Origin of the sequence: Flavobacterium sp. IMCC34518 (assembly GCF_027111095.2) — a bacterium.
In the GTDB taxonomy this organism is placed as follows: Bacteria; Bacteroidota; Bacteroidia; order Flavobacteriales; family Flavobacteriaceae; genus Flavobacterium; species Flavobacterium praedii.
This window is the reverse complement of the sequence record NZ_CP114284.2, coordinates 1,410,684-1,434,675: the sequence shown is the minus strand read 5'-3', so window position 1 is coordinate 1,434,675 and position 23,992 is coordinate 1,410,684. Positions and strand designations below refer to the sequence as shown.

Genomic DNA, 23,992 nt, shown 5'->3' with positions numbered 1-23,992 from the left:
ATAAACTATGCTTTAAATAGTTCCCCAACCTTAAACTCTTTAAGATTAGACACTAATTGATATTTTTGTATTTTCTCCATACTCGTTTTCAATCTTATGGCTTCTTTTTCACCAATTCCCATGAACTTTTGCATCATCTTTAAATTGGTTTTGTCTTTAATATCAAATAGAAAAGCTGTTTCACACATACTACTGAAATCAAATGATGGTTGGTTAAACTCTTCAATGCCTTGAGATAATAAAATAACTGACACTCCTTTCGAGCGTATTTCACGCAGTATTTTTTCTAATAAATCCTGTGATTTTTTTTCTTTAAATATTGTATGAGCCTCGTCAATTAATAACACATAACGCATTCCTTGGTAATCACCTTCTATTGGTGCATTATCCATATTCATAAATGTATTATAAATGTAGTTAATTATTAAAAAAACTGATGTAAAACGAACATTTTTAGGCAAATCACCAGATAAGCTTAAATAATAATTACTATTTAAGAAATTGTTTTTAATATCAACAGTAGTTTCAAATAAATCCAATTCACTTAAACTTTCTAAAATCTCTCTTAAAGTGCTAGCTTTATCTCCTTCGTAATCTAATACCTTTTCATAAATTTGTTTGAATGAAGGGTATTGTCCACCTTTCATGTCCGCAAAGACATCTTTAGTAGCATCCTTTAAAGTTTGTTGTTGGTTTTTACCAATATTACTATAACTAGTAATAATGTCAACAAATTTATTGATTCCCATAATTTTATTTTTCTCATTGATATTATCAATAAAAGAAAGAGGATTTACAGGGAATGGTTTATGAGGTGCTTTGATTAATTCACAATTAGTAGCATTAAAAAATTCGCTATTTTTCTTTTCATCTTCTTCGGTTATTCCTTTGAAATCTAAAAAGATAAAATTTACTTGACCCTTACTTTCCTTTACAACTTGTTTTAAAATGCTATTGGCAAAATAAGTTTTTCCGGTTCCAGAATTTCCAGCTACGGCAATATGTGCATTATTATGAATTGAAGTATCATTAAGCTTAAAATAAATATCTTCATCTTCAAAAGATTTTCCAACCAATAATTTAATACTTTCGGCAAAGTAGTTTTTGTTAACTATTCTATTTTGCCTAGTATGCTCATCGTAAATTATAGGTTCATTAGAAACTTCATTCTCTTCAAGCTTTTCAATACCAGTCTCTATGTGTTCTAAAAGAAAGTCAAGACCTGAATAATTTTTATTTTCTTCAAATATCTTATTCATTATAGTCAAACCATGATCGATATGCATTTTAATATACTTACCAATGTCTTTATCAGTTTTATATAGAGCATAATGTTGACAAATCAAAGCAATATAATAATCACGATATTTTCCGAATAGAATATCGTCTTTATACTCTTTCCCTTTACTATCAAACAAATCTTTTTCTAAATCAAGCTTAATGTTTTTTGATAATGAGAATGAGAAAGCAATTCTTGAAACGACATTTTCAGCACCTAAGTTTAAACGTCGTGTTAATTCTTGGACAACAGGTTTGTTTGCCTCTGATGTTCTAATATTAATCAGCATTGTTATACATTTTGTTGTATGTTGAAATAAAATCTTTTGGTTCTAATGGCAAAAATTCGCTTTTATCTTCATGAATATTAGTAATCAGGAATGTTTTAGCAATATTATTTGATAAAATATTGTATTCTCTTTCGGTTAATTCTTTATTGATTAAAGGAAAAATTACAACTTGATCGGATATATTTGGATAGAAATATTTGACAATATTTTCAGCATGTTGTTCGTCAAATTTTTGCATAGGAGAATCTATGAATACAGGAAATTGAATATCACTTCCTTCAACCAAAGCACGAAGTAAGGCGGTAGCATACATTTGTTGCTCTCCCTTGCTTAATGATTCTTTTTTGATTTCTTCGCCACGAACATTTTTTAAAATAATATCAATCGTTTCTCCAATGATTTCGACTTCTACTTTTTTTACAAAACCTTTTTTGTGGAGTAATGTTTCTAATCCTTCAAGAATTTGCCCCTCTAATGACTCTTTCTTTTTAGTTTTAAATTTTTCAATAAAGTCTCTAAGATTACCTATGTTTCTAGTTATAATTTCATCTTTAACTTTATTCTTTTCAGAAACTTTAAGTTTTTTAGAAAGTTCTTCGATACGCTTTCCTTTTTGAGTTTTTTCATTAATAAACTCACCAATTTCGCGATTTAAAGAACCAATAGTTTCATCAATCCTAATGATTTCTTTGTCTAAAACTTCTTTATCTTTTCTGAACTCAGCAATCATTGGACTTTCTTGATTGGTCTCAGCATCTCTAATTTTTTTTCTAATAGAGTTGATCTCATTTCTGGCTAGATTATATTCAGAAGTAATTCTTTTAAATGATTCTTTAAATGAGTATCTAATATTATTAAATAAAGCTTGGAGTTCATTTTGCTCTAAATCGGAGAATTCTTGAAGCATTTTAAAATCTTCGGGGAGTTCTGGAGCATCAGAAAAGAAATGCTTGCGAATTAATCTTTCAAATGTCTCGGCAAAATGTTTCTCAATTTGATAGTCAATTACCAAGTCATTTGGTTTAGGCTCCTTAATCAAATCAGTTAAAATTTTATTTGTGACACCTCTTACGTTGTCATCTTTAAATTTTGCTGTCTTAAAATTAGCCTCATTTACAAGTTGATTACTAACTTCCAAAAATTTCTCTCCTGCAATTGCGAAGGGGATAATATCATAAGAATCTTTTAATTCATTTTGTAACTCAGCGAGTTTCTTAGTTAGCTCTTCTTCGTTAGTTCTAATTGTTTGTAGTTCTTCTACAGTGATTAAGCTACCAGATTTTATAAGTTTTTCCTGTATATCTCTAGAATTTTTATTCTTTTCACTTCTCTTTTCTTTTAAATCTAGGATTTTAAATTCGTTTTCTTTGATTTTATCGTCACAGTTATCAAAATCTGCTTCAAGCGATCTTAACTGACTTTTTTCTGAAGCACTAGCGGAATCTTGTCTTATTTTTAATTGTAAACCTTCAAGTTCACCTTTAATATCTTCATATTTTTTTATTCCTAAAACTTCTGAATAAGCTTTACTTAGTCTTCGTTTTTGTTCAGGAGTATTAACTTCTGCAAGACTTACTATTTTTTCAGCATCAAAAAAGAAGAATTTTGCTATTTCAATTGGCATAATGAATTCACGAATGAATATTTCTTGTCCAACTTCTTTTGCTAATTCACTAGGAGAACCATCAATTAAAACTTCTACTTCTTCTGATGTACTTGTTTTTGTGTTATAACTTCTCTTAATAACAATTTCTTTACAAGGAACTTCAGGAATATTAAGATTGTGAAATGTAATAGAAACATGAAATTTATAATCACCTTCAGATTTTGACAATCTATTTAGTGAATTAGCAATATATTTACTATAACCGCCTTGGTCATCTATTTCTTTTTTGTAAATATCATCAACATCTTGCATTTGTCTTCCATACAAACACCAAACAAGAGACATTAAAAATGTTGTCTTTCCAAAACCATTTCTACCACTAATTACAAAAATATTTTTATCTTCTTGGTTAGAAAAATCGACCTGATTAGAATTTTTGTAAATTCTAAAATTGTATAATTCTATTTCTTTTATTGTCATCGGTAATTATTTGCTTTTTTTAGCGGCATCTATATATTGGTCAAGACGATTTTCAATATCAGCTTGTAGTCCTCTTTTTTTAATCATTAAGATTTTTGTTTTTTGTAGAGCTAAAAGGTCATGAATCAAATCAACATCATCTATATTGTCTTTACAAGACTCCTTTAACAAGTCAGACTCTTGCTTAAATTTTTCTTCTTGCTTGCTCATATCAATTTTAGTTTTATATATGGAGTTATAAATATCCGATACTTTTGTTTTAAAATAACAATCTCTAAACCAATAATATTGGATCATTACAAGTTCTTGATGTGTTATCAATTCAATCCCTTCTTCGCGTTGAATATCACGTTGTGCTCTTAAAATTCTAGTTAAAATTTTAACTCTAGTATCAAAAGTATAAGGACCCCACAGATTTTCTGAAACAGTTTTATTTCTTCTTTCTTTTTGTCTGTATTTTTCAGGATTGTCTCTAGTAACAACTAAAAAGTTCCTAATATCCATCAAGGGAGTCATCCATTCCTCTCCGTTTTCAATTAGCCCCTCCATACTTTTGTCTTTACTGACAACCGTGCAAGTCCAACAACCAAATCGGCTATTTCCACAACTAGGAGTTGTTTCATCTATTACTAAAGGACAATCGCCGGCATTAGCATTTCTATAAAGTGTAATTAATTCTTTATTAGTCCCTCCCCATGGAGGAGAAACTTGATTCAAGTATTGCCATAATTCATTTGTTGTAACATCTTTTATAGGAGCATAAACATAGGAGTTTGGCAACTGATGTTTTCTCAATCGTTGTCCTTTTATTTCGTGTTTTTTTATTGATGCAGCTCTATTAGAACTTTCAGCACTTCTAGTTCCTAAAAGAATAATGGCCTCCCCATTTTCATGAATTTTTTCAGTTATAAATTTAGTTGTTGGACTGATCTTTAAACGTTCTGTACACCATCTGTAAAATTTATTTGGAGCAGGATATCCAAGACCTATAAGTTTGACCCAAAAACTTTCTTCTAATACTGGTGTTGTTTGATGAACCGTTATAGGTAATTCATATTGAATAGCAGCTTCTTGTATTTTTGCCAAAGTTGCATTTATGAATTTTACGATTCTAGGATTTTCAACCAATGTGTCATTACAGACAACATAAATTCTTCTTGATTGTCTTAGAAAAGGATCTATTTTTAAGAGAGATCGCCAAACTACTTGCAGCAACATTGTACTGTCTTTCCCCCCACTAAATCCTATAATCCAGGGTCTTTTTGAATCATCAAATAAAAACTGATCAATAATTTCATTTTCTAAGTGGTTCAAGTCTAACGACATATATAAATTTACTTTTTGTAGTTCTTAATAAAAATTCTTAATCGAACAAAGTAACAAAATATTATAAGGTTTTTAGCATTTAAACCTAATATTAATTGCTTAGAGTGGATTTTTTTTGATTTTTATTTGTAATAGTGAAGTAAGTGAACTAAATATTTAAAAAAGAAATTATAAAAAGAAATAGTAATTTTTAAAATATATAATTTTTTTAAATATTTAGTTCACTATTATAAAAAATTATAGTATTTATTTTTTTAAATATTTTAGTTCACTTACTTCACTTTTAACAATCAAAAAAAATCAAAAACTCTTATAAAAATTAAATATTTCGGATATATACTGATATAACTTAAATCATTTGAATTATGAAAGGATTAATTGATCATTACATTATTTCGTTAGATAAAATTGAAAAAGAATTACGAAAGGATTCTAACGAAAAAGCAACGTTGTCTATAATAGAATCAAATTACACAGGAGTGTCCGACGAGGATTTAGACAATGCAATTACAAAAATTTTAGAAGGGAATAATTGTGTTTGAGGATTATTAAAATCTAAAAAATTCGATTACATCTACTTCTAAAGCTTTAGAAACAGTCTCTAATGTAGAAAGTGTTGCATTAGATCTTCCTGCTTCTAATCTTGACATGTTACTTTTTTCAAAATTACATTTCGCAGCTAAATCTTGTTGAGATATATTCTTCTCAATTCTGATTTGCTGAATGCGTTTTCCAACTTCTATTTGCAGGGATTTTTTCAAATTTTGACTTATCATAAATGATAAGTCAAAATTTGTTTTATATTTGCTTATAGCGGTTATCATAAAAGATAACTTATTTTAATTCAATGAGGAAACCCGTAATGGGCGTATCCTTAAAAGAGCTAAAATTGCATATGAAACAAAAATACATTGCTTTGACAATGTATAAATTAAAACTAAAAACACACATTACTCATTATGAAAAGACTATTAGTACTATTATCATTATCACTTGCCCATTCAATATCTTTTGGTCAAACTATTTGGGATAAATCAAATTGCGAAAAATGCAGTGAAAATCAATTCACATTTGATAAAGTAACTATATTGAAACTTGAAAAAGATCCTTCATTTAACAAATTCGACAATCAAATTTATAAATATAATTTGTCTTTGGGAGCAATGATTATAAAAAACGAGAATGATGATGAGTCATTAGGCAAGTACATTAAATTGTCTGACATCCCAAGTACAGATAAGTTTATTTTGATTGGTGACTCATTCAAAAATGTTTTGATTCAAAACGTGAAAACTAAACTATTTTACGTGACGAACTCAGCAAGTTTTAATTATATGGATTACAGTAAATCAGATGAAAACGGTTTTAAAACATTGATTAAGCATGTCCCTAAAGCTCTTACAGTTAATGAACAAGAATTACTAAATAGATATAAATCTTTAATTAAAAGTGGACAAGCAAACGCCAATGTACTAAAGTCAATACAAATAAAATGTATGACAAGAGGATATTTTGATCCTCAAAAAATGAATAAAACACATAAACAAATCTGGAATAAAAATATTTTAGCTTTAAAAAGCAAGGCTGATAAATTATCCGACATTAAATATGAAGATACAGACAATAAAGCACTGGATAAATTGACAATGTCTGAACTTGGGTCAATTCACAATATAAACCAATGGGATTCGAATTTTTCAACTATTGAGTAAATTACTGGATTAATAAAAAGATGAATGTGGTTTAGTCCATTACTTACGATTACTTAATTTTTAAAAGCTGCTTAGATACTCTAAGTAGCTTTTTTTTTGCTCAAAATAATTTTCAAAATCATGAATCAAAATGTGTTTTTTCTCTCTTTTATTTATCTTTAAAAAGCTACAAAAAGTAAGGTTTTTTCAATCAAAAAATTCGACAATATAACAAAAACAACTTTATATGTTTAATTTACAACAAAAAATGTTAAATTTTATTTTATTTATTAAATTTTAATATACTGATATTTAGATATTAGTAAAATTAAAGTAAGTTAATACTCGTGAAATCACATATTGAAAAATTGAAAAATTGACTTCTTGTCAAAAGTACGTGCATATATAACTCGTGATTTGAACGATTCAAATTGCTTTAAAATATGTATGATATGAATAATTTTGAAGAGCTTAGTTTTGAAAAACTTCCAGCAGCAGTTTCAAAAATCTTGTTAGATTTAGAAGACATAAGAAAATTGCTTTTGCGAAAACATACAAGAGAACCTACTGATAATGAAATTTTATCTTTAGAAAAAGCACTTGCTTTTCTTTTAGATAATGGTTGTGCAATGAGTAAAAGTAAAATTTACAAATTGACTTCTAAACAAAGAATACCACATGCTAAACTTAGCAATAAATTGATTTTTAGCAAACATGAACTAGCTCAATGGCTGGAATTACAAACTGCTAAAAATCCTAATACTCAAACTGAATCAATTATAAATTCAGCAATAATCTTATCCAAAAAAAATTATAAACATGGAAAAAGATAAAATTTTCATACCTCTTGATACTGATTTTAATAAAATATCAATCACGGAAAAAGAAGAAATTAAGAAAGAAGGACTCCTGAAAGCTGAGGTTGCAGAAATGCCAATTTTTGAGAATCTGATGCAGATAAATATTCGGCAAGACGATATTTTTAATAATTTATTAGAAGAAATAGAGCCAATTGATTTTGAATATGAGACTTATGGTAATGATATTAATATTCTGAGAGATCAAATAACTGAAGCTTCCGATTCTAAATACAAAGCTAGATTTCAAAAAAATTATGAGAAATTTTCGTTGATTATTTCGAAAAAGTTTGTCATTATCATACAGTTTTTGTTGTCGATCGCACATGAAAAAGGGTATGGTATGGGCATATCGCGTGGAAAATTTTACTTTTATAACAAACGTTTTTGGGAAAATAGGGATTATGAATTTCTCTATAGTTTTTTAGGTGAATTTGCTCAAAAGGCCGGATTAGATCGCCTTGACGCAAAACAGTTCAAAAACAAAGAGCTTTTACTCAAACAATTTGAGTCTGATGCTATGTTACCTACATTTAATGATAAACCAAAAGACAATTTGATACCTCTACAGAATTGTGTATTGCTTGTTGAAAATGGAGAAGTTGAACTAAAGTCTTTTAAAAAAGAATACTATCTGAAATCTCTATTGCCTTTTAAATATGACCGAGAAGCGAAAGCACCAATTTTCATCAATGCCTTAAACAGAATTTTGCCCGACCCTATTTTACAAAATATACTGTTTGAATTTTTTGGTTCGGTTTTTATAAAAAACCTAAAACATGAAAAAATGCTATTTCTGCACGGAAATGGATCTAACGGCAAATCACTGATCCATAATGTCATAAATGCCGTTTTTGGTGAAGAAAATGTAACAAATCATACCTTACAGAGTTTATGTGATGCTGATGGTCAAGCCAGAGCTTCAATTGAAAATACCCTAATCAATTTTTCATCTGAAATTGGAAATGGTAAATTTGATATTGATACTTTTAAACAATTAATTAGCAATGAACCTGTTTATGGAAAGTTCTTGTATAAGGATAAATTTAGAGTTACAAACTATGGTAGATTTGCGTTTAATGGTAATACACTTCCTTCTTTTGTTGAAAACACAGATGCATTTTATCGGAGATTTATAATAATACCTTTTAACGTACATATTACCGACGAGGAGAAAGATCCTTATTTGTCTCAAAAAATCATCTCTGAGGAATTGCCAGGAGTCTTTAATTTGATACTCGAAGGAATGAAGCGATTGCTTACCCAAAAAGGTTTTTCTAAGTCCGAAATTATCGACGAAGAAGTAAAAAAATACAGGAGAAAATCGAGTAGTATTTTATCATTTTTAGATGACGAAAGCTACATTAAATCTACTAAAACACATATGAGTTCCGAAACTTTTCATGTATTATATAAAGACTATTGTATAAAAAACGGATTTCATCCCTTTTCAACAAGAGCATTTAATGATCAATTGAGAAATATGGGTTTTGAAATCAAGAGAAGTACAAACGGTTACTATCATATAAATGTTGAAAAAAGCATACCAGGTATTGATGATTCATCTATTGTTATCAATATAAATAGACATATAAATCTTTAATTAACTTTAACAGACTAGCTTTTTCTAAATATTCAGAGGCTAGTCTGTTATTAATAATATAAAATCATGAAAAATATATTAGTGAGCAAATTTGCCAATTATAAAACTCCTATTCCTGTTGAAAACGTAAATCTTTTAGAATATTTAAAAGATGACACTTATAAAAATATTTGATTGTCCGTAATCACTCATAATTAATAAAAAGTGTTATATTTGATAAAAAAAAGCGATGAATTTATTCAGTTTTACAGCAAATTTCGGGAGTGAAGAATCTTGTAGACTTCATTTTAAAGAGGAAAGAGATAAAATCGGAGTTCAATGTAAATGCGGATGCAAAGAACATTTTTGGATAAAAAGCAGATGGAGTTATGAGTGTAAAAAATGTAGAAGTAGAATATCATTACGAAGTGGTACGATAATGCAAAGCTCTAATTTGTCATTTTTGATTTGGTACAAAACCATGTTCTTATTAACGGCAACTAAAAAAGGTTTTTCAAGTAAAGAAATTCAAAAACAATTGGGATTGAAGCGATACGAACCGGTTTGGTCTATGGTTCATAAGTTGCGAAAAGCAATGGGCAATAGAGATGCGCGTTATACTTTGGAAGGGATGATTGAATTTGATGAAGGATATTTTACAATTGAATCTACCGAAATAGAACAAGAAAAAGGAATTCGTGGACGTGGTGCTGTTGGTAAATCTAACGTTGCAATTATGGCTGAGTCGACTGTTTTAGAAGATATTGAAACTGGTAAAAAATCAAATCAATGCAGGTATTTTAAAGCAAAAGTTTTGACTGATCACACATCAGAACTGATAAATCAAACAATTCAGGAATCCATTTCGGAAAAAAGTATTCTTTTTACAGACAAAAGCACATCATATATAGATATTGCAGATTACGTGGAAATTCATATTACTGAAAAATCGAATAAAGAAACAACTACGGAAACTTTAAAGTGGGTGCATATTGCAATTAGTAATGCTAAAAGGAATTTTCTAGGAAATTATCATAAAATTAAAGGCAAATATCTTCAACTGTACCTAAATGAGTTCGTCTACAAGCTTAATAGAAGATATTTTGAGGAACAATTATTCGATAGGCTAGTAATAGCAAGTATTACAGGGTTATGACTAAAAACGGACAATCAAAAAAATATTGTTGAATACATTAGAACTTTAACTGATAAAGATGAAATTAGATATAATAAGTCCAAACTTCCTGCTATTACACCAAGTGGCACCTTTCAAGAACGAAATAAAGACGGATTGATAGAACATAGTGGTTATATCTGTATTGATATAGACGGAGGTGGAGAAAATCAACACATTAGTGACTTTAATATGGTTAGAGATGAATTAAAAAAATGTTTAAATGTTTTTTACGCTTCTCTTTCGGTTAGTGGTAAAGGTGTGTTTTGTATAATCCCTATAAAAGAACGAGAAAAACATAAAGAACATTTTGAAGCTTTAAAAATAATTTTTAAAACTTTCGGAATCACTATTGATAAGGGTTGTGGAGATGTAACTAGACTGAGGGGCTATTCTTATGATTCAAATGCCCATATTAATGAGGATGCTGTAGTTTTTAATCAATTAGTTGAATATAAACAAAAAACTTCGCAAACTCAATCGCCGAAAAAAGAAATAAAACCAGCTTATAAGAGCACGTCAAATAACACGGAAGCGAGAGTAATTGAAATTATTCGTGAAATAAATAGGAAGGGAATTGATATTACAGAAAATTATGAGCAGTGGTTTCAAATCGGTTGCGCACTAGCTAATGAATTTGGGGGAAGCGGAAGAGATATGTTTATTCTTGTTTCTCAAAATCATCCTAAATATCATCCTGAGGTTGCTGATAGTATGTTTGACAAATGCCTTGAAAACTCGTACGGATATAACATAGGAACGTTTTTTCATTGGGCAAGTCACTATGGCTTAAAATAGTATAAACCTCTAAATTTGAAAAGGCCACATTAACTTTGTTAATGTGGCCTTTTTTGTGTTTTATCAATAGTTGTGTGTAATCTGTGTGCAATGAGCAAAAAAATAGCACCTACAAATTACTTCGTAAGTGCTTGATTTTCAATTAGTGGTCCCACCTGGGCTCGAACCAGGGACCACCTGATTATGAGTCAGGTGCTCTAACCAGCTGAGCTATAGGACCGGTTAAGAGTTTGCAATATTACTACATTTATTTTATTGTTACAAGTATTTTGGGGGTAGATTTTAATAATATTTCAGTATTAATCGCAAACGATTTGGAAGAAACTGATTATGAATATACTAATTCTTCCTTTTTTTTATTTTATTTCCTGACACAGTTCGATTAATACGCCATTTGTACCTTTTGGATGCAAAAAAGCGACCCATTTATTGTCGGCTCCCTTTTTTGGGGTTTCGTTAAGGACGGTGAAACCTTCGGATTTGAGGCGCTGGATTTCGGTGTGGATGTCTTCTACGTCAAAAGCGATGTGATGGATTCCTTCTCCTTTTTTTTCTAGGAATTTGGCAATAGGGCTTTCGGGATTGGTGGCTTCGAGTAATTCTATTTTGTTAGGACCGTTCATGAAGAAAGATGTTTTTACACCTTCGCTGGCAACTTCTTCCTGCTTGTAGGCGGGTGCGCCAAAGAGTTTTTCGAATAACAAATTGGATACTTCAAGGTTTTTGACTGCGATGCCAATGTGTTCTATTTTTCTCATGGTGTGCTGTTTTGTGTTTTTTAAATAGTTTCATAGAGAAACCATCGCTTCTCTTTAGCTCTGATGGGAGGGAAAATCCTTTTGTCTTGTCCTCAAGCAAGACAAAAGATTAGAACCCCGATAGCTATCGAGGGGCAGGAACTTTGTCTCCTAAAAAGCCTAATTTTCTGCTCCTAAATCATAAAACAAATATAAAAAACTTTATGAGTTTATGACTTTGTAAGGTGGTCTCTCAAAAAAATAGTATTTTTGCAGGATGGAAACAAATAGACAGAAAAAAATAGGTGGGGTGATCCAAAAAGATTTGGTTGACATTCTGCAAGGTGAAGTGAGAAAAAATGGAATTACGAATTTAATAATTTCAGTATCCAAAGTTGTTGTGACTACAGATTTGTCTGTGGCGACGGTGCATTTAAGTATTTTTCCTCAGGAAAAAGCAGCGGAAACGTTGGTGGGGATTAAGGCTAATTCGACTTTAATTAAGCACGATTTATCGCAAAGAGTGCGTTTGCAATTGCGCAAAGTGCCAAATTTGGTTTTCTTTATCGATGACTCTTTGGATTATATCGAAAAGATTGACAATGCCTTGAAAAATCAAGAAAACCCGATAGAGAATAGAGATTTGTTGGACAAACGCAGATTTCAATAAGATTTGAATTTCCCTCTTTACATAGCCAAGCGGTATATTTTTAGCAAAAGCAAAAATAATGCTATCAATATTATTAATCGTATTGCTAGTATGGGGATTGTTGTGGGAGCCATGGCATTATTTGTTGTGCTCTCGGTTTTTACGGGTTTGAAAGAATTTAGTCTTTCGTTTACCAATGATATTGACCCTGACCTTAAAGTAAGCAGCACACTTGGGAAATCTTTTTTTGTGGTACCCAATCAGGAAAAAGAGATTGCCGCAATTGAAGGTGTTGCGCACTATTCTAAAATTGTTGAAGAACGGGTATTGTTTACTTTTAATGGAAAACAAGAGGTTACTTACTTAAAAGGTGTCGACTCTACTTTTAACTCCGTTAGTGATTTTAATAAAAAACTTTACAATGGACAATGGCTAAAGCCAGACACTTATCAAGTGGTGGTAGGCTATGGCATTGCTCAAAAGTTCTCGATGGGTTTGTTGGATTACAATAATGCCTTTGAGGTTTTTGTACCAAAACCAGGTAAAGGAACTATTGAAAATCCTGCTCAAGCGTTTAATTCGACGGATGTTTTTCCGGTTGGGATTTATGCAATTAGCGAAGATTTGGATTCTAAATATGTGTTTGCCGATTTGGGTTTGGCACAGGAATTATTAGAATACAAGACCAATCAGATTTCGAATCTTGAAATCAAATTAAAGAAAGGAGCTGATGAAGATGCCGTTATCGCGAAACTTCAGTCGATTTTCCAGAATAAAATTACTGTAAAAAACAAGGAACAGTTGAACGAAGCTTTGTATAAAATGTTGAACACCGAGAATATTGCGGTGTATTTGATTTTTACTTTGGTGATTATTGTGGCGCTTTTTAATTTGATTGGTGCGCTTATTATGATGATTTTGGATAAAAAAGGAAACCTAAAAACCCTTTTTAATCTAGGTACGGATATCAAAGATTTGCGAAATATATTTTTACTGCAAGGAACACTGTTGAGTGTTTTTGGTGGAATTATCGGTTTGTTATTGGGTGTTGTATTTGTAGTATTGCAACAACAATACCAACTGATTATGATAACCCCTACACTGGCTTATCCGGTGGTTTTTACATTAGAAAATGTAGGGATTGTAATGGCAACTATTGTTACGCTTGGTTTTATTGCTTCGCTTATTGCAAGTAGTCGAGTGAGTAAGAAGTTGTTGGATTAGAGATTTATAATTAATGATTTCTGGTTTTTGATTTTTTTTAAAATACCGATTATAAAATCTGTAAAATTTTGTTAGGAATGTCTTCTTTTGTATGCCAAAACGCTAAGATTGAAACCTCATTATTTTTCCAAATATAATACAAACCATAAGGAAATTTATTCAGCCAAAATATTCTGACTTTAGAATAACGGCATTGGAAACTTTCGGGGTTTTTTGCAATAGTTTTAAAACCTAATCGAATTTCCTTTTCTATTCGTTTTGCTAGAATGGTGCTTTTTGAAGCATAATTGGAAATTATATTTTCGATTTCAACCGCTGCATTTGTTTTTAAAAGGAGTTTATTATAACTCATATTTAGATTTTAAGGAATCTAAAAAATCAAATGCATCAATTCCTGATCTAGGGTTTTCTTGATGTTCTAATAATCGTTTATCGAGTTCTTTTTTTTGATTTTCTGATAAAGAAACAGGCTCGATTTCGTGCAATATAAAATCCTTCACTTTCTGAATGATAGAAGCGTCATTGATGTTTTGAAGTAAATCAATTAAAAAAGATTTTTCGGTTTGAACACTCATAATAAAGATTGTTTACAACAAATATAATGAAAATTAGAAAACAATATTTTAGGTTGATTAATTTTTACACCACTTCATAACCACTATAAGTCTCTTCTATTTCTTTTAAAACGGCAAATAATTCTTCGGGATGATCTAGAGTTACTAGTTTTTGTTTGAAGGGTTTGAACGAATGGATTCCTTTGAAATAATTGGTGTAATGCGGTCTTGTTTCTACAATTCCGAGTCTTTCGCCTTTCCATTCCATTGCCCAGGTGAGGTGATTTCGCACTGCTTCGGCACGGTCGGCAACGGTAGGTTTTGCAAGATGTTCGCCTGTTTTAAAGAAATGTTTGATTTCGTTGAAAATCCATGGATAACCAATGGCGGCGCGACCAATCATAATCCCGTCGATACCGTATTCATTTTTATAATGCAATGCTTTTTCGGGTGAATCGATATCGCCGTTTCCAAAAATGGGCATGGTAATTCTTGGGTTGTTTTTGACACGGGCAATGTGTGACCAATCGGAATGGCCTTTGTACATTTGGGCACGTGTACGAGCGTGTATGCTCAAGGCGGCTACGCCAATATCTTGCAAACGCTCGGCAACTTCGTCTATATTTATGGAATTGTCATCCCAACCCAAACGGGTTTTTACGGTAACTGGCAAATGGGTGCTGTCGATAACGGCTTGAGTCAAGCGAATCATTAAATCAACATCTTTCAAAACTCCGGCACCGGCGCCTTTGCAAACGACTTTTTTGACAGGACAACCAAAATTGATATCGATCAAATCTGGGTTCACGGTAGATACTATTTTTGAGGAAAGTGCCATTGCTTCTTCGTCTCCACCAAAAATTTGGATTCCAACTGGGCGTTCGTAATCGAAAATGTCTAATTTCATTCGGCTTTTGATGGCGTCACGGATTAGACCTTCGGAAGAAATGAATTCGGAGTACATTAAATCGGCTCCATGCTGTTTGCATAATCTACGAAATGGAGGGTCGCTCACATCTTCCATAGGTGCTAACAGTAGGGGGAATTCGGGTAATATAATGTTGCCAATCTTGATCATCTTCCTTAAATTTTTTGCAAAATTACGGTTTTTAGACGAATAGAAGAAAGAGTAAAGAAGAAAGACTTCTTATTAAACGTGTTAGTTTACGAATTCGACACTTTGAAACTGTTTATTTTAGACTATATTTGCAGATTAATTGTCGCTTTACGGTACGCGCGTGAGGGCAATGTCATTAAGTTAAGCTTTGTTTTTTCTCGCCAAGACGCAAAGGCGCAAAGTTAAGAGCCGATTTCTTAGCGTCTTTGCGAGAGTTATATTTTGAAAAAGCGTAGTAAGAAACCCTTAACTTAATGACATTGCGCGTGAGGGATAGTAGCGAAAAGCCCACAGTAAAGTGTAGCGATAGCGGAACTGAGCGAGGACTTGTAGCGGATAGCCCGACCCTTGTGGTCACGCCCATACAAAGGCTACGCTCAGGAGGACATAAAATTTGATATTAGGATAAGAGACTTGCGGAGCATTGCCTGTTCCAAAAAGTAAATAAAAATGACACATGAAACATATTAGGAATTTTTGCATTATTGCACATATTGATCACGGAAAAAGTACATTGGCAGACCGATTATTGGGGGCAACCCAAACGGTAACTGCTCGTGAAGAAAAGGCGCAATTGCTTGATAATATGGACTTGGAGCGCGAACGTGGTATCACGATTAAAAGTCATGCCATACAAATGGAGTACACTTACAAAGGCGAAGAGTACATCTTGAACTTGATTGACACTCCGGGTCACGTGGATTTCTCATATGAAGTTTCCCGTTCTATTGCGGCTTGTGAAGGTGCGTTATTGATTGTGGATGCGGCACAAAGCATACAGGCACAAACAATATCCAATTTATATTTGGCGTTAGAAAATGACTTGGAAATTATTCCTGTTTTGAACAAAGTAGATTTGCCAAGTGCCAATCCGGAGGAAGTAAGTGACGATATTATTGATTTACTAGGTTGTAAGTTGGAAGATATTATTCACGCTTCGGGTAAAACTGGTTTTGGTGTAGAAAATATTTTGGCAGCCATTATTGAAAAAATTCCACATCCAAAAGGGGTGAAAGACGAACCGTTGCAGGCATTGATATTCGATTCGCATTACAATCCGTTTCGTGGTATTGAAGTAATTTTTCGTGTGAAAAACGGGGAAATTCGCAAAGGACAAAAAATAAAATTCATGGCTACTGGCAATGAATATTTTGCCGATGAAGTAGGGACTTTGAAATTGAATCAAGTGCCTAAAAATGTAATTTCGACAGGAGATGTTGGGTATTTGATTTCGGGTATAAAAGAAGCCAAAGAAGTAAAAGTAGGAGATACAATTACGGATGCCAAAACGCCTACAACGAATATGATTACTGGTTTTGAGGATGTAAAACCAATGGTATTTGCTGGAATTTATCCTGTAGATACTGAAGATTATGAGGATTTGCGTTCTTCGATGGAGAAACTGCAATTGAATGATGCGTCATTAGTATTTGTTCCGGAAAGTTCTGCTGCGTTGGGATTTGGTTTCCGTTGCGGGTTCTTAGGAATGTTGCACATGGAGATTATTCAAGAGCGATTGGAGCGTGAGTTTGATATGACAGTAATCACTACGGTTCCTAACGTTTCGTATTTGGCTTACACCAAAAAACATCCTGAAACTGCTTTTACGGTAAACAACCCGTCAGATTTGCCAGAACCATCTCGTTTAGACCGAGTTGAGGAACCTTATATCAAAGCGACTATTATTACCAAAGCTGATTTTGTTGGAAATGTTATGAGTTTGTGTATCGAAAAACGTGGTCAAATTACAAATCAGACGTATTTGACAACCGAGCGTGTAGAATTAAATTTCGATATGCCTTTGGCAGAGATAGTATTTGATTTTTACGATAGATTGAAAACGGTTTCAAAAGGGTATGCTTCATTTGATTATTCTCCGATTGGAATGAAAACTTCTAAATTAGTTCGTTTGGATGTTTTATTGAATGGTCAAACGGTTGATGCACTTTCTGCGTTGATACACGAAGACAATGCGTATAACATTGGTAAAAAAATGACCGAGAAATTGCGTGAATTGATTCCGAGACAGCAATTTGATATTCCGATTCAAGCGGCAATTGGTGCTAAAATCATTGCTCGTGAAACGATCAAAGCTTTACGTAAAGATGTTACTGCTAAATGTTACGGTGGGGATATTTCCCGTAAACGTAAATTGTTGGAAAAACAGAAAAAAGGTAAAAAACGTATGCGCCAAGTAGGAAATGTAGAGATTCCGCAGGAAGCATTTATGGCAGTTTTGAAATTGAATGATTAGAGCCTCCTAACCCGCCAAGGTGGGAAAATAACAATATTGAGAAACCTGATGATGTAAAAATTGTCAGGTTTTTTGTTTTTAGTAAAAATCTTATTTATTTTCAAACTAATAATAAGACTTATTATACTTTAGAAAATAGCTTAAGGTAAACAGGTTACAAAACCTTTTTTCGTTAACTTTGTTTTTATGGAAACAATAAAATTAAACATTGATTTAAGTGTAAGTCAATTACTTGAAGCAGTTAAACAATTATCTCCAAAAGATCGATTGAAAATCAATGATGCGCTTTGGAATGAAGATGTTGAAATTCCTATAGAACACCAACAAATTGTTTTAGATCGAATAGCTAAAGCCAAAACTAATCCTGAACGCCTTTTGGATTGGGACAAAGTATCTAAAACACTATAAAGGTTTGGACTATAAATTAAAGATAGATATTGACGCATTCAATGACATCCTTGAAACCTCCGAATGGTATGAAATACAATTAAAAGGTTTGGGTTTTCGCTACAAAGCTCAAGTTAAAATACAAATTAATTCTTTAAAGAAAAACCCTTACTTATACGCTATAAAATACGACGAGGTGAGATGTCGGAAAATTGAAAAATTCCCTTTCCTAATTCATTATCTAGTACACGAAGAACTAAAGTTAATCACTATTTTTGCCATTTTTCATACTTCAAGAAATCCCGAAATTTGGAAAAACGAAATAAGTAACTTGTTTTTTCTGCAAATATAGCTTTAGCTTTTATGACAAAAACAGAAAACCTGATGATGTAAAAATTGTCAAGTTTTTTTGTTCCCCCTTTGGGGGCTAGGGGGCTTATTTATCCTTCAACCAATCAAATAAACGTTGCGCATCAGAACCTTTAAACAATTGAGTTCCTTCGTTCATGGTGGCAGCAGAACCACAGGCAACGCCCCAACGAATGACTTCTTTCAGGCTTTTATTTTGAGAAAGCGCCCAAACCATTCCACCCACCATACTATCACCTGCACCAACGGTACTTTTTTTGGCGACATTGGGAGCGGGAACAAATTCATAATGATCTTTGGTTACTAGCACTGCACCTTGAGGTCCTAGAGAAACCACAACTATTTCGGCTCCGCCTTTGGCAATAATTTTTTTGGCAGCTTCATTGACTTCTTCCATTTCTAGACGTTCAACACCTACTAATTTGGCCAGTTCTCCTACGTTTGGTTTGATGAGATAAGCTCCAGTTTCTAAGACTTTTTTTAAGGCATCTCCCGAAGTATCAACTATCAATTTTGAATTGGATTTTTTAGCAATTTCGGCTACTTTTTGATAAAAATCTGCAGACAAACCTTCGTTAAGACTGCCGCTGGCTACCATGAATTTTGGTTTCAAGTTGGCTATGGCGTCAAGTACAGCTTGTTCTTCTTCATTGGTGATTTCTCCTCCAGTAAAACCAAAACGATATTGAGAATTGGTATTTTCATCTACAGCAACAAAACTTTCTCTAGTCCAAGTTTGAATAGGAATGGCTTGAAAGGCGATGGCTTCTTTGGCAACCAATTCTTCTAGCATTTTCCCCAGTGGTCCACCTGAAGTGAATACAGCTAAAGATGATCCACCCAAACGCGAAATAGCTTTAGAAACATTGATCCCGCCACCTCCGGCATCAAAACGAGGTTCGGAGCAACGAATTTTTTGTTCAGCAACCAATCCTTTAAAATGAGTGCTTTTGTCTAAAGCTGGATTTACGGTTAGGGTAACAATATCGAATGAGTTCATTGTATGTTTTTTAGTTGTGTTAGGATCCTCTAAAAAGAGTTTGTCTATTTTATGCAATTTACTAAAATATAAACCAATAATAGATTGTATAATCCGATTAATGAGAATGATTTTTAAATTTTAATATACTGAAATTCATCATATTAAAATTTAAAATAATCGTATCTTTAATGTCCCCAAACTGATAAAATCGGAATTATGAGAAAAACTCTACTTCTACTTTTATTATTTTGTTCGACTAAATCTTTGTCACAGGGAATTATTGTCGATACTACTTCGTTGACTATACCCCAACTTATTCGTGAAGAGCTTATGCAAAATGCATGTGCTAATGAAAGTAACTTTCAATTTTCATCACACCAAGGCATTGGGAAATTTATAAATACCAATCCCAATTTCCCAATATCGGAGGGTATTATTATTCGAAATGGTTTGGCCAAATATACTGAAGGAACTTATACCGGAATTAATGAAAGTAGTCAATTGAACATCAAAACAGATAATGATTTACAAGCCATAAGTGATAGCAACGGACAAGTAGTCCCCATTATTGATGTTGGCTATATCCAGTTTGATTTCACTCCTTTGTCGAGTAATTTTAGTTTTGATTTCCTGTTTGCCTCCAATGAATATGGCGAATTTCAATGTGGTTTTAGCGATGTTTTTGCTTTTGTTTTAACCGATTTAACTACAGGAATCGCTACCAATCTGGCTGTTTTGCCAAATACAACAATTCCGGTTTCTGTCAAAAATATCCGTGATGAACAATACAATACCTCTTGTTTATCTGCCAATGCTAATTTGTTTGACCATTATAACGTAACCAATCCTGGAGCATCAGCTATTAATATGAGAGGGGAAACTAAAGTTTTGACTGCCTCGTCTACTGTCATTCCGAATCGGACTTACAGCATAAAACTGGCCATCGGCGATTACAATGACAGCAGTTATGATTCGGCAGTTTTTATAAAAGGAGGCAGTTTTAAAACGACTATGGATCTAGGTCCCGACAAAACCATTTGCGAAGGCGAAAGAATTACACTTCAATCCAATCTTGTGGGGAATTACACTTATGTTTGGACATTCAATGGTACTGAAATTGCAGGAGAAACTTCCAGTTCCTTGATTCTAAACAAAGCAGGGATTTATGGTGTTACCGCAACACTTTCGGGTTGTGTAATAAAAGATGAAATTGTGATTACCGATTTAATAATTAATACACCCAAAAATCTAATCACTTGTTACACGGGAAATTCAACGTATCAGTATGATTTAACCCAGAACAATTTAATCACATTAGGTTTAAATCCTGCAGAATATTCACTTAATTATTTTGATTCTTTGGCAGCAGCCAACTCAAATGGCCCAACAATTCCTGATAATCAATTGGCTTCATTCAACAGTGTGGGCAACCAAACAATCTATATTAAACCTGTACATGTTGCTAATAAAAATACGTATTGCAACAACTTGCTTTCCTTTGATTTACTAATCACCGCACCAATTAATGTTGCGATACCACCCGATTTAAGTTTTTGCGATACAAATTTTGGGAGAGTACCCGTTGATTTAACGGTTCAAGAAACTCCAATTCTCAATGGGCTAAATCCATCAGACTACAAAATCACATTTTATAACAGTCAGGCAGACGCAAACAATGCTTCCAATGCAATTGCCAGTCCGCAAAACTACATCACCTCATTATCCAAATCTCTAGAAACTATTTGGGTACGAATAGCGGATACTAAGAGTTCCGTTTGTTTTGCAACCGTAAATTTTAAAGTTATGGTATATTCACTTCCAACCGTTGATGATATTCCAGATGTAATTGCTTGTAGTAGTTACATATTACCACCAATAGTTTCAGGAGAATATTACACTGGACCAAATGGAACAGGTATTAAACTGAATATTGGCGATGTCATTACCAAAACAGGAACCTATTACATATACAGCGGCCCAACATCGACCAATTCGTGTACCAATCAAAATACATTTAGGCTTACTTTTATCAATCAAATTAATTTCCCAAAAGAAGGTTGCGGCAAATATTTCGTGCCAATTGTTGATGCAGGCGCTTTTTATACATCAACTGGAGGTACTGGAAACCTAATTCCTGCAGGAACAGCATTAACAACAAACCAAACTATATATTATTATGCGGTAATAAATGGAGTTGTTTGTCGGGATGAAGCTATCCCAATAACAGTCTATCCCTTGCCGTTGGTAGATCAGCCTAAGGATGTTATTACCTGTGATGCTTACACTTTAGAACCACTTACTTTTGGTCATTACTTCACACTTCCAAATGGTTTAGGATCAGCTTTAAATGCAGGGGATATTATTAATTCAAGCCAAGTAATTTATGTTTTCGCGAATGACGGCAAATGTACTAACGAAAACTCCTTTAGGGTTGACATTATAAATTCTGCTGCATTTATTCCAATAAGCAATTGCGGCAGTTATACGTTACCCAATTTGACTATTGGCGGTTATTTTGATCAACCCAATGGCAAAGGAAATTCGATACCAGCAGGAACAATACTAACTACTTCACAAACGGTTTATTATTATGCGGTAACCACCACTACTCCTAATTGTACCGATACTCTAAAATATGAAATCACTATAAAGCCATTGCCTTTAGTAGACACTCCTGTAGATCGATTAGAGTGTCAAAGTTACATTCTCCCTCCTTTAACCAATGGAAAATATTATACTCAACCACAAGGAAATGGCATTTCGTTAAAGGCAGGAGATCTTATAACCAAAACCCAAATTTTATATGTTTATACTATTGGAACCGATTGCAGCAATGAGCATTCTTTTAAAATAGAGATCAGACCTCTTCCAGAAGTAGATAGTTTCACAGATGTTGTTAGCTGTAGTGATTTTATATTACCTAAGTTAAAAAATGGTGCTTATTTCACCGCAACAGGAGGACCTCATGGTCTAGGAAAACCATTAGCCGTTGGAACAGTTATAAATACTACTCAGACCATTTATATATACAATGAATGGACTGATTTTACCAAATGCAGCAATGAATCTTTTTTTAAAGTTAATATAAACGGGATCGATGTTGGTCCTTTTGCAGATATAAACGCTTGTGATAGTTACACATTACCACCATTAAAAATTGGCGACTATTATTCGCAACCTAATGGGAAAGGCTCAATAATACCAATGGGAACCCTTTTGAGAACCTCCCAAAAAATATATGTGTACGCCAAAGTCGGTAATCGTTTAACCTGTTCTAGCGAGAGTAATTTTTTTGTAAATATTGCAACGGCACCCGTTTTAGTAGCGACATCAGATGTTGCTGTTTGCGGTAGCTATACTTTACCAACATTACCGATTGGCGATTATTATTCGGAACCAAATGGAGGTGGAATACTTTATTTAGCAGGCCAAACTATTACTGCCAGCCAAAAAATATACATTTTTGCCAAATCAGTAACCAATTCCAATTGTGTTTCTCAAGATGATTTTAATATTACCATTTATCCTTTAAAAAATTTGCCATTGAGGGACGGGGTAATCTGTGTCAATTATCAAACAAAAGCGATTATCAATCCAGCACAATTAAGTTCAGGACTTAATCCAATAGATTACACCATAGATTGGTATTTAGAGGGTGCTAAAATAAGTACGGGACCAACATATTCAGCCATTCAAGAAGGAACTTATACCGTCATTAGTACCAAAAATACCCCTAAAATTGGGAATGATTGTGGTTATAATCCTGCGGCAATAACCGTAGAAAAATCCAGTCCCGCCATTGCAACCGTAACCGTAACCGATTCTTTTGAGGACAACATCGACATTATAGTCTCCATTACAAATGGTTTTGGAATCTACGAATTTCAAATGGATGGCGGCAATTTTCAGACCAGCACTGTTTTCTCCAATGTAGATTCGGGGCAACACATTATAACCGTAAAAGATACCAAGGGCAACTGTGACAATAGTGTTTTAATTGCCAATGTACTCAAATATCCTAAATTTTTCACCCCAAACAACGACGGTTTTCACGATACTTGGAACATCATAGATCTGGCTTTTCAGCCGGAAGCAATAATAAATATTTTTGACCGTTACGGAAAATTTCTAATTGAAATCAGTCCATCAGGGCCAGGCTGGGACGGCAATCACAATGGGAATCCACTTCCCTCTACTGATTATTGGTTCCAAGTTTTCTACACTCAAAACGGAACACCACAGGTCTTCAAATCACATTTTGCCATGAAACGTTAATCTTTATTCGATCCAAACGAATATGCAAATAAGGGCGTGACCCCAATGGTATTACGTTAAGGATTTCTCACTACGCTTTTTCAAAATAGAGCACTCGCAAAGTCGCGAAGACGCAAAGAAATCGTCTCTAAACTTTGCGTCTTTGCGAGAAAAAACAAAGCTTAACTTAACCGAGATTCCGCAATAGGAAAAAATTCAAGAAGACGCACAAAGGGAAATCAAATTCTTTGAATGGAGCATAAAAAAAATTGTGATTCTTTGCGAATTCTTCGTGTAACTCCGCGTAATAATGTCTAATGCTGAATCTGGGCTTAATGACCTTGGGCGTGACCCTGTTGCGAAAAGGGGCTTAGATACAGCAC

General features: G+C 33.0%; 21 protein-coding genes and 1 tRNA gene. 12 read left to right on the top strand and 10 right to left on the bottom strand.

From position 1 onward, the window contains the following. Nucleotides 1–5: 5 nt before the first annotated feature. The 3 genes from OZP06_RS06340 to dndC are packed head-to-tail and all read right to left on the bottom strand — an operon-like array spanning nt 6 to nt 4,980. Nucleotides 6–1,568, bottom strand: coding sequence for a DndE family protein (locus tag OZP06_RS06340; RefSeq protein WP_281324376.1), 1,563 nt, complete (start codon nt 1,566–1,568; stop codon nt 6–8). Further along, nucleotides 1,558–3,654: a DNA sulfur modification protein DndD gene (gene dndD / locus OZP06_RS06335; RefSeq protein ID WP_281324375.1), complete on the bottom strand. Its 2,097-nt coding sequence runs from the start codon at nt 3,652–3,654 to the stop codon at nt 1,558–1,560. The genes OZP06_RS06340 and dndD overlap by 11 nt, the downstream gene beginning before the upstream one ends. 6 nt (nt 3,655–3,660) lie before the next feature. Next, nucleotides 3,661–4,980: a DNA phosphorothioation system sulfurtransferase DndC gene (gene dndC / locus OZP06_RS06330; protein ID WP_281324374.1), complete on the bottom strand. Its 1,320-nt coding sequence runs from the start codon at nt 4,978–4,980 to the stop codon at nt 3,661–3,663. A gap of 365 nt (nt 4,981–5,345) precedes the next feature. Between dndC and OZP06_RS06325 the strand changes: the two genes are divergently transcribed. Then, nucleotides 5,346–5,522 (top strand): hypothetical protein, encoded by a 177-nt coding sequence (locus tag OZP06_RS06325; protein WP_269224136.1) that lies wholly within the window; start codon nt 5,346–5,348, stop codon nt 5,520–5,522. Between the two features lie 6 nt (nt 5,523–5,528). On the opposite strand, the gene OZP06_RS06320 is transcribed toward OZP06_RS06325, so the two are convergent. After that, nucleotides 5,529–5,804, bottom strand: a complete 276-nt coding sequence (locus OZP06_RS06320) for a helix-turn-helix transcriptional regulator (RefSeq protein WP_269224135.1) — start codon at nt 5,802–5,804, stop codon at nt 5,529–5,531. 135 nt (nt 5,805–5,939) lie between these two features. Between OZP06_RS06320 and OZP06_RS06315 the strand changes: the two genes are divergently transcribed. The 5 genes from OZP06_RS06315 (at nt 5,940) to OZP06_RS06295 (ending at nt 11,082) form a co-directional block, all read left to right on the top strand. Beyond that, nucleotides 5,940–6,692, top strand: coding sequence for a hypothetical protein (locus OZP06_RS06315; protein ID WP_269224134.1), 753 nt, complete (start codon nt 5,940–5,942; stop codon nt 6,690–6,692). 431 nt (nt 6,693–7,123) lie between these two features. Beyond that, nucleotides 7,124–7,504: a helix-turn-helix domain-containing protein gene (locus tag OZP06_RS06310; RefSeq protein ID WP_281324373.1), complete on the top strand. Its 381-nt coding sequence runs from the start codon at nt 7,124–7,126 to the stop codon at nt 7,502–7,504. Next, nucleotides 7,491–9,131, top strand: a complete 1,641-nt coding sequence (locus tag OZP06_RS06305; RefSeq protein WP_281324372.1) for a DNA primase family protein — start codon at nt 7,491–7,493, stop codon at nt 9,129–9,131. Before OZP06_RS06310 ends, OZP06_RS06305 begins: the two co-directional genes overlap by 14 nt. Before the next feature lie 229 nt (nt 9,132–9,360). Further along, nucleotides 9,361–10,266, top strand: a complete 906-nt coding sequence (locus OZP06_RS06300; protein ID WP_269222159.1) for an IS1595 family transposase — start codon at nt 9,361–9,363, stop codon at nt 10,264–10,266. Nucleotides 10,267–10,401: 135 nt separating this feature from the next. Next, a complete protein-coding gene (locus tag OZP06_RS06295; RefSeq protein ID WP_281324371.1) occupies nt 10,402–11,082 on the top strand; it encodes a PriCT-2 domain-containing protein in 681 nt (226 codons plus the stop codon). 146 nt (nt 11,083–11,228) lie between these two features. Here the strand turns inward: OZP06_RS06295 and OZP06_RS06290 are convergent. Then, nucleotides 11,229–11,302, bottom strand: a tRNA-Ile gene (locus OZP06_RS06290). Nucleotides 11,303–11,438: 136 nt separating this feature from the next. Then, nucleotides 11,439–11,840 carry a methylmalonyl-CoA epimerase gene (gene mce / locus OZP06_RS06285; RefSeq protein ID WP_281238591.1) on the bottom strand — a complete coding sequence of 134 codons (402 nt, stop codon included), beginning with the start codon at nt 11,838–11,840 and terminating at the stop codon, nt 11,439–11,441. Between the two features lie 256 nt (nt 11,841–12,096). Here mce and rbfA point away from each other — a divergent pair, with 256 nt between their 5' ends. After that, nucleotides 12,097–12,489, top strand: coding sequence for a 30S ribosome-binding factor RbfA (rbfA, locus tag OZP06_RS06280; RefSeq protein WP_100432845.1), 393 nt, complete (start codon nt 12,097–12,099; stop codon nt 12,487–12,489). A gap of 3 nt (nt 12,490–12,492) precedes the next feature. Further along, nucleotides 12,493–13,692: an FtsX-like permease family protein gene (locus OZP06_RS06275; RefSeq protein ID WP_281324370.1), complete on the top strand. Its 1,200-nt coding sequence runs from the start codon at nt 12,493–12,495 to the stop codon at nt 13,690–13,692. A 49-nt stretch (nt 13,693–13,741) separates the two neighbouring features. On the opposite strand, the gene OZP06_RS06270 is transcribed toward OZP06_RS06275, so the two are convergent. The 3 genes from OZP06_RS06270 to dusB all read right to left on the bottom strand — a co-directional run bounded on the left by OZP06_RS06270 (nt 13,742) and on the right by dusB (nt 15,324). Beyond that, nucleotides 13,742–14,044 carry a type II toxin-antitoxin system RelE/ParE family toxin gene (locus tag OZP06_RS06270; protein WP_269224132.1) on the bottom strand — a complete coding sequence of 101 codons (303 nt, stop codon included), beginning with the start codon at nt 14,042–14,044 and terminating at the stop codon, nt 13,742–13,744. Further along, nucleotides 14,034–14,267, bottom strand: a complete 234-nt coding sequence (locus tag OZP06_RS06265) for a hypothetical protein (RefSeq protein WP_269224131.1) — start codon at nt 14,265–14,267, stop codon at nt 14,034–14,036. The genes OZP06_RS06270 and OZP06_RS06265 overlap by 11 nt, the downstream gene beginning before the upstream one ends. Before the next feature lie 64 nt (nt 14,268–14,331). Further along, entirely contained in the window at nt 14,332–15,324 is a 993-nt protein-coding gene (dusB, locus tag OZP06_RS06260; RefSeq protein ID WP_281238594.1) for a tRNA dihydrouridine synthase DusB, read from the bottom strand. A 496-nt stretch (nt 15,325–15,820) separates the two neighbouring features. On the opposite strand from dusB, the gene lepA reads away from it, so the two are divergent. From lepA to OZP06_RS06245, 3 genes are all read left to right on the top strand, one after another. After that, on the top strand, nt 15,821–17,617 hold the full coding sequence (lepA, locus tag OZP06_RS06255; RefSeq protein WP_269224130.1) for a translation elongation factor 4: 1,797 nt from the start codon (nt 15,821–15,823) through the stop codon (nt 17,615–17,617). A 186-nt stretch (nt 17,618–17,803) separates the two neighbouring features. After that, nucleotides 17,804–18,025, top strand: coding sequence for an addiction module protein (locus OZP06_RS06250; RefSeq protein WP_269224129.1), 222 nt, complete (start codon nt 17,804–17,806; stop codon nt 18,023–18,025). A gap of 4 nt (nt 18,026–18,029) precedes the next feature. Beyond that, nucleotides 18,030–18,356 carry a type II toxin-antitoxin system RelE/ParE family toxin gene (locus OZP06_RS06245; RefSeq protein ID WP_269224128.1) on the top strand — a complete coding sequence of 109 codons (327 nt, stop codon included), beginning with the start codon at nt 18,030–18,032 and terminating at the stop codon, nt 18,354–18,356. A gap of 84 nt (nt 18,357–18,440) precedes the next feature. Here OZP06_RS06245 and OZP06_RS06240 read toward each other — a convergent pair whose 3' ends face one another. After that, complete coding sequence (locus OZP06_RS06240; protein WP_269224127.1) at nt 18,441–19,373, bottom strand: 1-phosphofructokinase family hexose kinase; 933 nt, start codon at nt 19,371–19,373, stop codon at nt 18,441–18,443. 198 nt (nt 19,374–19,571) lie between these two features. Here OZP06_RS06240 and OZP06_RS06235 point away from each other — a divergent pair, with 198 nt between their 5' ends. Next, nucleotides 19,572–23,630 carry a T9SS type B sorting domain-containing protein gene (locus tag OZP06_RS06235; RefSeq protein WP_281324369.1) on the top strand — a complete coding sequence of 1,353 codons (4,059 nt, stop codon included), beginning with the start codon at nt 19,572–19,574 and terminating at the stop codon, nt 23,628–23,630. Nucleotides 23,631–23,992 lie beyond the last annotated feature (362 nt).